Source organism: Luteimonas sp. Soil_C_16, assembly GCF_057657295.1.
In genome coordinates this window covers 80,029-92,318 of record NZ_JBDGIS010000009.1, presented here as the reverse complement: position 1 = coordinate 92,318, position 12,290 = coordinate 80,029, and the positions used below count along the sequence as shown (strand labels likewise).

Below are 12,290 nucleotides of genomic sequence, written 5' to 3'. Positions count from 1 at the left end.
GTCACGCAAGGGCCGGGCAGTCTAACCGATGCCCGTCGACGGAGCGTCGTCGTGGCTCGATATGCTATGTCCCATGACGTCGATGTCCGCCTCCACGCCCCCGCGCGCGCGCCATGCGCTGGTCTTCGGTGCAAGTGGTGCGATCGGCGCGGCCCTGCTGGCGCGATTGCTCGACGCCGGCTGGACCGTCGATGCCCTGTCGCGCGTGCCACGCGCCGACGGCCCCCAGCTGCGCTGGCACACCGGTGCGTTCGCCGCGATGCCGGACACGCTGCCGGCGCACGCCGATGCGATCTTCAGCTGCGGCCCGCTGGACCAATTCTCGCTGTGGTACGCCGGTGCCGCGATCGAATGCCCGCGCGTCGTCGCCTTCGGTTCGACCAGCGATGCGACCAAGCAGGCGGCCAGCGATCCGGGCGAGCGCGAACTGGCGATGCGCCTGCGCACGTCGGGAGAGCGCGTGTTCGCGGCCGCGCAGGCGCGTAGCGCCGCGGCGACGCTGCTGCGGCCGACGCTGGTCTACGGCAGCGGACGCGATCGCAACCTCAGCCTGATCGTCGCGTTGGCGCGGCGTAGCGGCGTGTTCGTGTTGCCGGCCGATGCGCGCGGCCGGCGTCAGCCGGTGCATGTCGACGATCTCGCGGCGGCGGCGGAGGCCGCGGCCGATGCGCCGGCCGCGCACGGCCAGGCGTTCGCATTGCCGGGCGGGGAGACGCTCGACTACCGGACGATGGTCGCGCGCACGCTGGCCTGCCTGCAGCCGGCGCCGCGTCTGCTGGTGCTGCCGGGCGTGCTGTTCGATGCGGCGCTGTGGGCGGCACATCGCGCCGGCCGTCTGCAGGGTCTGCCGCCGGGCGCGGTGACACGCATGCGCGAGGATCTGGTGTTCGATGCCGCGCCTGCGCAGGCGGCGTTCGGCTATGCGCCGCGGGCGTTCCGGCCGGCGCCGTCGATGTTCGGCATCGGCTGACGCGCGTTGGCGGATCCGGATCGGATCAAGGCCCCGCCATCGGTTCCTCGACCAGCTTGCGCGACTTCTGCAGCGCGCGCAGTGCGATCACCAGCACGCCGCCGAGCACCATCGCCCCGCCGATCCACAGCCGCAGACCCGGCCGGTCGCCCCAGAACGCGACGCCCAGACCGATCGCCATCACCGGCACCAGCAGCAGCCACGGCGTGACCATCGCGACCGGATAGCGCTGCATCAGCACGTAGTACAGACCGTGGCCGAGCAGCGAGGACACGAACGCCGCGTAGACCGCGCCACCCCAGCCGGCGAAGCCGGCCTCGCCGAGCCGGTCGAAACCGCCGGGCTCGAACACCAGACTGATCGCCAGCAGCGGCAGCACGCTGAAGACCGCGGTCCAGCCCTGCATGTTCCACATGTCGACATCGCGCAGGCGCTTCATCAGCACGGTGCCGATCGCGAGCATCGCGGCCGATGCCAGCATCGTCAGCAGCGCGGCCGGATTGGCCAGCACCACCGGATCGAACCCCAGCACCAGCACGCCGCAAAAGCTCACGCCGATCGCCAGGCCCGTACGCCAGGCGAAGCGCTCGCCCAGCACCGCCCAGGCCAGCAGCGCGGTCATCGGGATGTAGCTCTGCATGACGATCGCCGGCGACGAGAGATCCGTCGACAGCCGCAGCGCGAGAAAACTCAGGCCGAAATGCAGCACGCCGATGCACAGGCACACCGCGATCAGCCGCGGCCATTGCCCCGGCGCGGGCGGTCGCAGCAGCCACACCAGCGGCAGCGCCAGCATCGCGAAGCGCACCGCGGTGAACAGGAAGGGGGGAATCTCGCGCAGCGCATTGGCCGAGACGAGGAAGTTCAGCGCCCAGGCGATGCAGACGACGAGAACCAGAACGAGATCGCGGGGCGACACGGGCGATGCACCTGCGTGGCGCGACAGGATCGCACGTGTGGCGCCTCAATAAGTCAGGTGCAGCCGCCGGTAGAGCTTCGACAGGACCCACGCCGGGCCGACCAGCAGATAGCGCAGGTCGGTGAAGAAGCTCGGCTTGCGGCCTTCGAACAGCTTGCTGTGGCCGACGAACTGCGCCACCCACGCGATCGCGAACACGCCCAGCGCCAGCCGGAACAGGAACGGCGTGCCGAAGTCGCGCTGCAGCCACCAGGTCAATGCCGACATCGCCACGAACACCAGCAGCATGCCGAGGCCGATCGCGCGCGAGGCGCGGTAATAGAACATCCACGCGCCGAACATCGCCAGACCCGCCCACAACCCGGGCTTGAACAACGTGCCGGTGGGAATGCACCACAGCAGCGCGATCACGCTCCACAGGATCGCCGGCACGGCGAACACGTGGATCCACTGGTTGGTGTCGTCGCGGTGGTCGGCCGAGTAACTGGCGAACCAGCGGTCGATCGGACGCGCCTGTGCGTCGTCGTGCGTCGCGTCCATCTGCCCCTCCCGAGGGTCGATCCGGTCGTGTCGGTGCCTAGATTACGCCTGTGATCGCCTGTCCGAAGCTCAGTGCGTTCCCGCTGGGATCGACGATCCTGAAATCGCGCATGCCGTACGGCCGGTCACCGATCGGAACGCGCACGTCCACACCCGCGGACGTCAACGCGTCGTACCACGCGTCGATATCCGACGCGCCCAGATAGATCTGTGCAGCGCCAGGTGTGCCGGGGTCGGTGCGCTGGCTGAGCATGATCTCGACGCCGTTGCGGCAGACCGAAGCGATGTGCGGGGGTTCGCCCCAGGACCAGGCCAGCGCGAAGCCGAGTGTCCGCACGTAGAAGTCCAGCGAAGCGGCCAGGTCGTCCACCGTGAAAACGGGCGATACGGATTCGATCTGCATGGGCGTGCGATCCCCAGACTGGAGCAGCTTCCGAGACTACCGGCACCGCGCGCGTTGAAGCGCGCTCAGTCGATCGAGATGTCGGCCAGCTTCTGCAGTGCTTCGGCATACCGGGCGCGGGTGCGCTCGATGACTTCGGCCGGCAGCGTCGGGCCGGGCGCGGTCTTGTCCCAGTCGGTGGTTTCCAGATAGTCGCGGACGATCTGCTTGTCGTAGCTCGGCGGACTGGTGCCCACTTCGTACGCATCGGCCGGCCAGTAGCGCGAGGAATCCGGCGTCAGCACTTCGTCCATGACGTAGAGGCGACCGTCGGCATCGGTGCCGAACTCGAACTTGGTGTCGGCCAGGATGATGCCGCGCTCGGCCGCGTAGGCCGCGGCGAACGTGTACAGACGCAGCGTGGCCTCGCGCACCTGTTCGGCGAGGTCGGCGCCGATGATGCGGACCATCGTGTCGAAATCGATGTTCTCGTCGTGGTCACCGACGGCGGCCTTGGTCGACGGGGTGAAGATCGGCTGGGGCAGGCGCTGCGCCTGGCGCAGGCCGTCGGGCAGGGCGATGCCGCTGACGCGGCCGGTGCGCTGGTAGTCCTTCCAGCCGCTGCCGATCAGATAGCCGCGCGCGATCGCTTCGACCGGGACCGGCTTGAGCTTCTTCGTCACCACCGCGCGCTTCGCGTACAGCGCCGGGTCGACGCCCTCGGGCAGCACGCTGGCGACATCGATGCCGGTCAGGTGATTGGGCATCAGCGCCGCGGTCTGTTCGAACCAGAAATTGCTGATCTGGCAGAGCATCTCGCCCTTGCCGGGAATCGGGTCGGGCAGCACCACGTCGAACGCGCTCAGCCGGTCGGTCGCGACGATCAGCAGACGCTCGTCGCCGAGGTCGAACACGTCGCGGACCTTGCCGCGGTGACGCAGGTGGAGGCCGGGGAGGTTCGCTTCGAGAAGAGTCGTCGACACGGTTGACATTTCCGGGTGGATCGCGAGCGGCCGGCAAGTGTAGTGCGAACCGCAGCGCCTTGCAGTGAGTCGCGGGCACCGGCAGCACCGTGGCCGGCTACACTGTCGGCCATGCAACGCTGGTACGGAAAATTGCTGGGCTTCATCGCCGGATGGCTGCTGCTGCGCCACCCGGCCGGCGGCGTGATCGGCGCGATCATCGGCCACGCCTTCGATGCCGGCTGGCTCGCGCCGCGACGCTACAAGGACCACCAGGTGTTCGGCCTGGGGCCGGAGGCGACGCGCGAGGAGATCGACCAGGCCTATCGCAAGCTGATCTCGCAATATCACCCGGACCGCGTCGCCGGGGCCGCGCCGGAACTGCGCGCCCAGGCCGAGGCCCGCGCCGCCGAACTCAATGCCGCCTACGACCGCCTGCGTCGTGGCCGCGACGGTCGCAAGACCCGCCGCTGACGCGTCTCGCGACATCGCGGATGCGTGCGTATCGCGCGACGTAGGATGGGTCGCGCGCAGCGACGCCCATTATTGCAATCCCGCCGCTCGCGAAATCAGTTCGCGGAATACCGCTGTGCGTCGCGGATGGACGTTCGGGCGGATGACGAAGAGCGCTGTCTGGCGCCTCGATTCGCACACGACGTGCGTTGCGCGAAGCGCGATGGGTTTCGCTGCGCTCGACCCATCCTGCGAACGCAAAAAGAAGAAGCCGGCTTTCGCCGGCTTCTCGGTATCGCAATCACTCAGGCGCGATGGATCAGAAGCGCCAGTTGACCGTGGCGCGCGCTGCGCCGTAGTCGAAGTCCTTGTCACTGCGGCGCATGTCGGTACCGGCGCGGTTGACGATCAGGAAGGGGTTGGTCGCAGGCGCGGTGCCCGGACCGGTGCGCACGCGCTGGTCGTCGGCTTCCAGGCTCGTGAACAGGTATTCCAGGCCGACCGAGACGTTCTCGCCCAGCTTGCGCTCGTAACCCACGCCCGCCTGCCAGCCGAAGCCGGAGGTGTCGCCGTTGCTGGTGAACGAGTTGGCGGCGTTGCTGGTGGTGAATTCGTTGTCGATCTTGGCGTGCGCCATACCACCGGTCAGGTAGATCAGGTTCGCCGAGTCGGCGCCGAAGGCGTAACCCGAACGCAGACGCAGGGCGGCCACGCGATCGACCTTGCGGAACATCGTGTAATAGGCCGGCGTGGTGCTGAATGAGCTCACCGCGTCACGGACGTCGTTCGCGCCGTACTCGCCGACGACACCGAAGACCCAGCTGCCCATCTGCCAGTCGTAACCACCGCGCACGCCGTAATCGGCGCCGCCACGGTTCTTGGTGCAGCCTGCGGCCGGGGTCGCGCCCTGGGCGGCGCCATTGCAGGAGCCGGGCGAGAACGCGTCGGCGCCGGCGGCGGTGCGCACGGTGTCGCCGTACACGCGATCGAGATTGTTGTCGAAGACGAAGCGGTCGTCGCTGTTGTCTTCGGGGCTGTCCACGACGCCGCCGTACAGGCCGACGTAGCCGCCGGTCCAGGTGTCGTCGGTGGACTGGGCAAATGCGGCGCCGGTGCTGGCGGCGAGCAGCGCGATGCTGGCGGATGCGGCGTGGATCATCTTCATGGGGTCACTCTCCATTCTTGTTTTTGCCGGCCGAACTGCGTCGGCGCGGTGCGGGGCACGGTCGCCGGGGAAGCGGCCGCGCGAGAGTGATACGCAGGTGGGCGTGAATCGGGATGCATGCACGCTCTGCAAAAGTGAATGAATGCGGCGCTTCAATTCAGGCGGGCGCCGGCGCGGTCAGTGTGTTCCAGCAGGTCAATGCGGTCGCCGCCCCTTAGAATGTCGCGCTGCGGCCGTCATGCCGCGCCCCACTTCACGACCTGGAATCGCACATGCAGCCCGCCGTCATCGCACCCTCGATCCTGTCCGCGAATTTCGCCCGCCTCGGCGAGGAGGTCGACAACGTGCTCGCCGCCGGCTCGGACTGGGTGCACTTCGACGTGATGGACAACCACTACGTGCCGAACCTGACGATCGGTCCGATGATCTGCGAGGCGCTGCGCAAGCACGGCGTGACCGCGCCGATCGACGTGCATCTGATGGTCGAACCGGTGGATCGCATCGTGCCGGACTTCGCCAAGGCCGGCGCGTCGCTGATCAGCTTCCATCCCGAAGCCAGCCGCCACGTGCACCGCACGATCCAGCTGATCAAGGCCGAAGGCTGCCAGGCTGGCCTCGTGCTCAATCCGGCGACGCCGATCGAAGTGCTGGACTACGTGCTCGAGGATCTCGACATGGTGCTGTTGATGTCGGTCAATCCCGGCTTCGGCGGCCAGGCCTTCATTCCGTCGACGCTCGACAAGCTGCGTCAGGTGCGCGCGCGCATCGACGCACTCGGCAAGCCGATCCGGCTCGAGATCGATGGCGGGGTGAAGCCGGACAACATCGGCGAGATCGCCGCGGCGGGCGCCGACACCTTCGTCGCCGGCTCGGCGATCTTCGGCAAGCCGGACTATCGCGCGGTGGTCGACGCGATGCGCGCCGAAATCGCACGCGCGACTTCGCTGCGCGCGTGAGCGTGGACGTCGTCACCTGCGATCTCTGCGACGCGCACCCGGATGCGGTGCGCGTGCTCGATCTGCCGCTGCGCGATTTCGGCGGGCGCGTGGCGTTTGCCGGCATCGTCAGCACGGTGCACGCGCTGGAAGACAACTCGCGCGTGCGCGAAGCGGTGGCGGAAGCCGGCGCGGGCCGCGTGCTGGTGATCGACGGCGGCGGTTCGACGCGCCGCTCGATACTGGGCGACCTGCTGGCCGAACAGGCGGTCGCCAACGGCTGGGCCGGCGTGGTGGTGCACGGCGCGATCCGCGACAGCATCGCAATCGGTCAGCTCGATCTCGGCGTCAAGGCACTGGGCACGGTGCCGCTGAAGACCGACAAGCGCGGGCAGGGCGTGCGCGATGTGCCGGTGTGCTTCGGCGGTGTGACGATCCGGCCCGGCGACTGGCTGGCCGCGGATGCGGATGGCGTGCTGGTGGCGGATCGTCCGCTGGTCTGAGCGCTGCGCAGTCGCGCGTTGTTCGCATTTCGAGGAATTGTCGGGCTGCTGCCCTCACCCCGCCGTCCGCGCCGCGGACGGTTCCCCCCTCTCCCGCGCACGCGGGAGAGGGGCCTCGGCAACTTCCGCTGCGCGGAAGCGGCATTTGTTCTGGAGGCTGATCCCGCCTCCGCCCGTCGTCCCTGCTATGGCCTTCCATGCTCCGGGACCTCGATGACCGGCTGATGACACGCGTGAGGGCCGGTTAACGGCGATGCGCCGGGCATCCGCTACGCTCCGCGCCACCTCCACCACCCGCACGACCCTCCGCATGCCTGCACCGCTCTGGCGCCTGATCCTCAATGGCAAATCCGCGGGCGACGAGGCCGTGCGCACCGCGGTCGCCGCACTCCGCGCGCGGGGCGTCCACATCGACGTCCGGGTGACCTGGGAAGCCGGCGACGCCGAGCGCTACGCCGCCGAGGCACTGGCGGAATCGGTGGATACGATCATTGCCGCCGGCGGCGACGGCACCCTCAACGCCGTGGTCTCAGTGCTGGCCGCGCAGACCGCCGATGCCGATGCGCTGCCGTCGCTGGCCCTGCTGCCGCTGGGCACCGCCAACGATTTCGCCACCGCCGCCGAAGTGCCGAACCTCCCCGAGGACGCGCTGACCCTGGCGCTCGACCAGCCGGCCGTGCCGATCGACGTGCTGCGCATCGACACCGACGACGGTGTGCACTGGTGCGCGAATCTCGGCTCCGGCGGCTTCGGCACCCAAGTCACCGTGGAGACGCATGCGGGGCTGAAGAAGGTGCTCGGCGGCCTCGCGTATTTCATCACCGGCCTGTCGCGGCTCGGCCGCATCGAGCCGCTGGAAGCGCGCATCACCGGCCCGGACTTCGCGTGGCAGGGCGGCTTCATCGCGCTGGGCATCGGCAACGGGCGTCAGGCCGGCGGCGGACAGGCCCTGTGTCCCGATGCCTGCATCGACGACGGCCTGATCGACGTCACCATCGTGCCCGAGCTCGAAGGCGAACTGCTCAACACGCTGCGCACCGCGCTGACCGAGGGCAAGGTGGCCGCGCTCGACCAGGTGGCCGTGCGCACCCAGCTGACGGAGTTGGTCGTCGAGTCCGACACGCCGCTGGTGCTCAACCTCGACGGCGAGCCCGCGCGCGCGCGGCGCTTCGCGATCAGCTGCCAGCCCGGACGCCTGCGGCTGCATCTGCCGAAGGACTGCCCGCTGCTCGTCGCGTCGCCGCACCCGGTCGTCTGAGGCGGTCGCGCGCGCGCGGCCGAGCCGCTACAGTAGCCGCCATGCACGCGTCCGCCTTCCCGCATTTCCGTTCGTCCGACGCCGGCTGGCGATGGTGGCGTACTGCCTCTGTCGCCCCCGTTCGTCCGACTGTCCAGGAAATGCCGCGTGATCACGCAGACCGAGTTCCAGCACTACGCCGCTGAAGGCCACACCCACGTACCGGTGGTCCGCGAGGTCCTGAGCGATCTCGATACGCCGCTCTCGGTCTACCTCAAGCTCGCCGACGGCCCGCACACCTATCTGTTCGAATCGGTGGAAGGCGGCGAACGCTTCGGCCGCTATTCGATCATCGGTCTGCCGGCCGAACGCGTATACGCGTTCCACGGCCACACGTTGACCGTGCGCGAGCACGGCGAGGTCATCGAGACGCGCGAGGTCGACGATCCGTTCGCCGAAGTCGAGCGTTTGCGCACCGCGCATTCGGTGCCGCAGATCGAAGGCCTGCCGGGGTTCACCGGCGGCCTGGTCGGCTGGTTCGGCTTCGAATGCATCGAGTACATCGAGCCGCGTCTGCGCAGCGGCCAGCGCGCCGACGTGCGCGACGAACTCGGTACGCCCGACATCCTGCTGATGCTGAGCACCGAGGTCGCGGTGTTCGACAACCTCAAGGGCCGGCTGTATCTCGTGGTCCACGCCGACACGCGCGAACCGCAGGCCTGGCTGCGTGCGAACCGCCGCCTCGATGCGCTGACGCATCGCCTGCGCCAGGGCGGCGCCGGGTATCCGGAAACGCTGCAGCCCGCTGCGCTCGACGAGTCCGATTTCGTGTCCGGCTTCACTCGCGAGGGCTTCATCGAAGCCGTCGCGAAGACCAAGGAATTCATCGCCGCCGGTGATGCCTTCCAGGTCGTGCTGTCGCAGCGCATGTCGGTGCCGTTCCAGGCGCGCCCGGTCGACGTCTATCGCGCGCTGCGCGCGCTGAATCCGTCGCCCTACATGTATTTCCTCGATGTCGGCGGCACCCAGGTCGTCGGCTCCTCGCCTGAAATCCTGGTGCGTCTCAAGGATGGTGAAGTCACCGTGCGCCCGATCGCCGGCACGCGTCCGCGTGGCGAGACGCCGGCGCAGGATCAGGCGCTCGAAGCCGAACTGCTGGCCGATCCCAAGGAGCGTGCCGAGCATCTGATGCTGATCGACCTGGGCCGCAACGATGTCGGTCATGTGTCGAGCGCGGGCACGGTCGAGGTCGGCGAGCGCTTCGTCATCGAGCGCTACAGCCACGTCATGCACATCGTCAGCGAAGTCACCGGTCGCCTGAAGGACGGGCTGAGCTATGCCGACGTGCTGCGCGCGACGTTCCCGGCCGGCACCGTCAGCGGCGCGCCGAAAGTGCGCGCGCTGGAGATCATCCGCAGCCTCGAGCCGGTCAAGCGCAACGTCTATTCGGGCGCGGTCGGCTACATCGGCTGGCACGGCGATGCCGACACCGCGATCGCGATCCGCACCGCGGTGATCCAGGACGGCCGTCTCTACGTGCAGGCCGGCGCCGGCATCGTCTACGACTCGGATCCCGAAATGGAATGGGCCGAGACCATGAACAAGGGTCGCGCATTGTTCCGCGCGGTCGCGCAGGCGGCGAAGGGGCTGTGAGCCGTCACATCTGTTTTCACCATGGATCAGGGAGACGACGATGAAAGGATGTTTCGTTCGCGGATGTGCGGGTCTGCTGCTGGTGGTGTGTGCGCCGTTCGCCGCGGCGCAGGTCAATGCGTTGCCTTCACTGCCGCACCTGCTGGTCAAGGGCGAGGCGACGCGTGACGTGGTGCCCGACCGGTTCACCGTGTCGATCACGCTCAGTGCGCTGGACATGCAGCCCGAGGTCGCGCGCGAGCGTGTGCAGACGAACCTCGGCGCACTGCTGAACGGGTTGAAGTCGGGTGGGGCGATCGCCGATTCGATCGATGCCAGCACGTTCTCGGTGCAACCCGAGCACGACTACGAATCCCAGAAACGCGTGTATCGCGGCATCCGCGCGACGCGTGCGCTGCGGGTGACGTTCCCCAACGCTGAGGCCACGCGCGCGTTTCTCGCGAAGCTGCCCGCCGGTGAGGACGTGCAGCTGGGCAGCATCGAGCCGACGTTCTCCGGCGAGGCTGCGCTGCGCGGAGAGCTGAAAGCCGAAGCCATGCGCCAGACCCGCGACACCGCTGCGCTGCTGGCCACGAGCTACGGTGCGCGCCTGGGTTCGCTGTACAGCGTGTCCGACGTGGCGCCGAGCTTCGCCTACGGCATCCAGGCCGGGCAGTGGCCATCGTCGCGCAGCGGCGCATCACCGCCGCCCGCGGCGAGCCCCGGTGTTGCGTTCGACCGCATCCAGGTCAGCGGCAGCCGCATCACGCCCGAAAGCCTCGCCGTCGGCACGGTCACCATCGCCGAACACCTCTACGCCATTTTCCTGCTCGCGGACTGACCCATGCTGTTGATGATCGACAACTACGACAGCTTCACCTGGAACCTCGTGCAGTATCTGCAGGCGCTGGGCGCCGAGGTCCGGGTGGAGCGCAATGACGCGTTGTCGGTCGATGCGATCGCGAAACTCGCGCCCGAGCGCATCGTGATCTCGCCGGGCCCATGCACACCGAACGAAGCCGGCGTGTCGCTGGAGCTGATCGAACGCCTCGGCGCGACGACGCCGATTCTCGGCGTGTGTCTCGGACACCAGAGCATCGGCCAGGCCTACGGCGGCAAGGTGATCCGCGCGCAGCGGATCATGCACGGCAAGACCTCGGCGATCCGCCACGAGGGCCGCGGTGTGTTCGCGGGTCTGCCGGATGGCTACGAGGCGACGCGCTACCACTCGCTGGTCGTCGAACAGTCGTCGCTGCCGGACTGTCTCGAAGTCACCGCGTGGACCGAGCACGACGACGGCAGCCGCGAGGAGATCATGGGCCTGCGCCATCGCACGCATCCGGTCGAGGGCGTGCAGTTCCATCCCGAGTCGATCCTGACCGAGCATGGGCACGCGCTGCTGAAGAACTTCCTCGAGCGCTGACGCATTCGACCGTCATCCCGGCGCACGCCGGGATCCAGCGACTTGAAGTCGGCACGGAAGACACTGGATCCCGGCGTTCGCCGGGATGACGCATCATCAAGATTCGCTGTTACGAACCATCGGTCTCCCCATGCCCATCACCCCCCACGAAGCCCTGCAACGCACCATCGAGCACCGCGAGATCTTCCGCGACGAAATGGTCGAGCTGATGCGCCAGATCATGCGCGGCGAGGTGTCGCCGTTGATGACCGCGGCGATCCTGTCCGGCCTGCGGGTCAAGAAGGAAACCGTCGACGAGATCGCCGGCGCGGCGCAGGTGATGCGCGAGTTCGCGCTGCCGGTGCCGGTCGCGGATGGAGACCTGGCGCATCTGGTCGACATCGTCGGCACCGGCGGGGATGGCGCGCACACGTTCAACATCTCGACGGCGAGCATGTTCGTCGTCGCCTCGGCCGGCGCGAAGGTGGCCAAGCACGGCAACCGCAGCGTGTCGTCGAAGTCCGGCAGTGCCGATGTGCTCGAAGCACTCGGCGCGCGCATCGATCTGCAGCCCGACGACGTCGCGCGCTGCATCGCGGCGACCGGCATCGGTTTCATGTTCGCGCCCGTGCACCACCCGGCGATGCAGGCGGTCGCGCCGGTGCGTCGCGAGATGGGCGTGCGCACAATCTTCAACATCCTCGGCCCGCTGACCAATCCGGCCGGTGCGCCGAACATCCTGATGGGCGTGTTCCACCCCGATCTCGTCGGCATCCAGGTCCGCGTGCTGCGTGAACTCGGCGCGCAGCGCGCGCTGGTGGTCTGGGGCCGCGACGGCATGGACGAGATCTCGCTCGGCGCCGGCACGCTGGTCGGCGAGCTGCGCGACGGCGAAGTGCGCGAGTACGAGATCCATCCCGAGGATTTCGGCATCGCCATGGCGGCCAGCCGCAATCTGCGCGTCGAGAATGCCGACGAATCGAAGGCCCTGGTGCGCCAGGCGCTCGACGGCACCGCGGGGCTGGCCCAGGACATCGTCTGCCTCAATGCCGGCGCGGCGCTGTACGTGGCCGGCGTCTCGGCGTCGATCGCCGATGGTGTCGCGCTCGCGCGCACGACCGTCGCATCAGGTGAGGCCTTGCGCCGGCTGGACGCATTCGTCGCACAGACGCAGCACGTGGGCAGCTGAA

The 12,290-nt window shown here is 68.5% G+C and carries 14 protein-coding genes; 9 read left to right on the top strand and 5 right to left on the bottom strand.

Going from position 1 to position 12,290, the window contains the following annotated elements; all coding sequences use genetic code 11:
• Positions 1-73: 73 nt before the first annotated feature.
• Complete coding sequence (locus tag AC3A5T_RS15775; RefSeq protein ID WP_487629359.1) at positions 74-970, top strand: NAD-dependent epimerase/dehydratase family protein; 897 nt, start codon at positions 74-76, stop codon at positions 968-970.
• A gap of 25 nt (positions 971-995) precedes the next feature.
• Here the strand turns inward: AC3A5T_RS15775 and AC3A5T_RS15770 are convergent, their stop codons facing one another.
• The 4 genes from AC3A5T_RS15770 to AC3A5T_RS15755 form a co-directional block, all read right to left on the bottom strand.
• Positions 996-1,889 (bottom strand): DMT family transporter, encoded by an 894-nt coding sequence (locus AC3A5T_RS15770; protein WP_487629358.1) that lies wholly within the window; start codon positions 1,887-1,889, stop codon positions 996-998.
• 45 nt (positions 1,890-1,934) lie between these two features.
• Positions 1,935-2,429 carry an Mpo1 family 2-hydroxy fatty acid dioxygenase gene (locus tag AC3A5T_RS15765; RefSeq protein WP_487629357.1) on the bottom strand — a complete coding sequence of 165 codons (495 nt, stop codon included), beginning with the start codon at positions 2,427-2,429 and terminating at the stop codon, positions 1,935-1,937.
• A gap of 37 nt (positions 2,430-2,466) precedes the next feature.
• The gene (locus AC3A5T_RS15760) at positions 2,467-2,832 is read right to left on the bottom strand and encodes a bleomycin resistance protein (protein ID WP_487629356.1); all 366 of its coding nucleotides are present in this window, start codon (positions 2,830-2,832) and stop codon (positions 2,467-2,469) included.
• A gap of 65 nt (positions 2,833-2,897) precedes the next feature.
• A complete protein-coding gene (locus tag AC3A5T_RS15755) occupies positions 2,898-3,794 on the bottom strand; it encodes a phosphoribosylaminoimidazolesuccinocarboxamide synthase (RefSeq protein ID WP_487629355.1) in 897 nt (298 codons plus the stop codon).
• Positions 3,795-3,905: 111 nt separating this feature from the next.
• On the opposite strand from AC3A5T_RS15755, the gene AC3A5T_RS15750 reads away from it, so the two are divergent.
• On the top strand, positions 3,906-4,247 hold the full coding sequence (locus AC3A5T_RS15750) for a J domain-containing protein (RefSeq protein ID WP_332078223.1): 342 nt from the start codon (positions 3,906-3,908) through the stop codon (positions 4,245-4,247).
• A 298-nt stretch (positions 4,248-4,545) separates the two neighbouring features.
• Here the strand turns inward: AC3A5T_RS15750 and AC3A5T_RS15745 are convergent, their stop codons facing one another.
• Positions 4,546-5,391 carry an outer membrane protein gene (locus tag AC3A5T_RS15745; protein WP_487629354.1) on the bottom strand — a complete coding sequence of 282 codons (846 nt, stop codon included), beginning with the start codon at positions 5,389-5,391 and terminating at the stop codon, positions 4,546-4,548.
• A 272-nt stretch (positions 5,392-5,663) separates the two neighbouring features.
• Between AC3A5T_RS15745 and rpe the strand changes: the two genes are divergently transcribed.
• From rpe to trpD, 7 genes are all read left to right on the top strand, one after another.
• The gene (rpe, locus tag AC3A5T_RS15740) at positions 5,664-6,347 is read left to right on the top strand and encodes a ribulose-phosphate 3-epimerase (RefSeq protein ID WP_487629353.1); all 684 of its coding nucleotides are present in this window, start codon (positions 5,664-5,666) and stop codon (positions 6,345-6,347) included.
• A gap of 2 nt (positions 6,348-6,349) precedes the next feature.
• Positions 6,350-6,829 carry a ribonuclease E activity regulator RraA gene (rraA, locus tag AC3A5T_RS15735; protein WP_487629420.1) on the top strand — a complete coding sequence of 160 codons (480 nt, stop codon included), beginning with the start codon at positions 6,350-6,352 and terminating at the stop codon, positions 6,827-6,829.
• Between the two features lie 310 nt (positions 6,830-7,139).
• Positions 7,140-8,087, top strand: a complete 948-nt coding sequence (gene yegS, locus AC3A5T_RS15730; protein WP_487629352.1) for a lipid kinase YegS — start codon at positions 7,140-7,142, stop codon at positions 8,085-8,087.
• 147 nt (positions 8,088-8,234) lie between these two features.
• Complete coding sequence (trpE, locus tag AC3A5T_RS15725; protein ID WP_487629351.1) at positions 8,235-9,719, top strand: anthranilate synthase component I; 1,485 nt, start codon at positions 8,235-8,237, stop codon at positions 9,717-9,719.
• A gap of 40 nt (positions 9,720-9,759) precedes the next feature.
• On the top strand, positions 9,760-10,539 hold the full coding sequence (locus tag AC3A5T_RS15720; protein WP_487629350.1) for an SIMPL domain-containing protein: 780 nt from the start codon (positions 9,760-9,762) through the stop codon (positions 10,537-10,539).
• 3 nt (positions 10,540-10,542) lie between these two features.
• Entirely contained in the window at positions 10,543-11,121 is a 579-nt protein-coding gene (locus AC3A5T_RS15715) for an anthranilate synthase component II (RefSeq protein WP_487629349.1), read from the top strand.
• Positions 11,122-11,251: 130 nt separating this feature from the next.
• On the top strand, positions 11,252-12,289 hold the full coding sequence (gene trpD, locus AC3A5T_RS15710) for an anthranilate phosphoribosyltransferase (RefSeq protein WP_487629348.1): 1,038 nt from the start codon (positions 11,252-11,254) through the stop codon (positions 12,287-12,289).
• Position 12,290 lies beyond the last annotated feature (1 nt).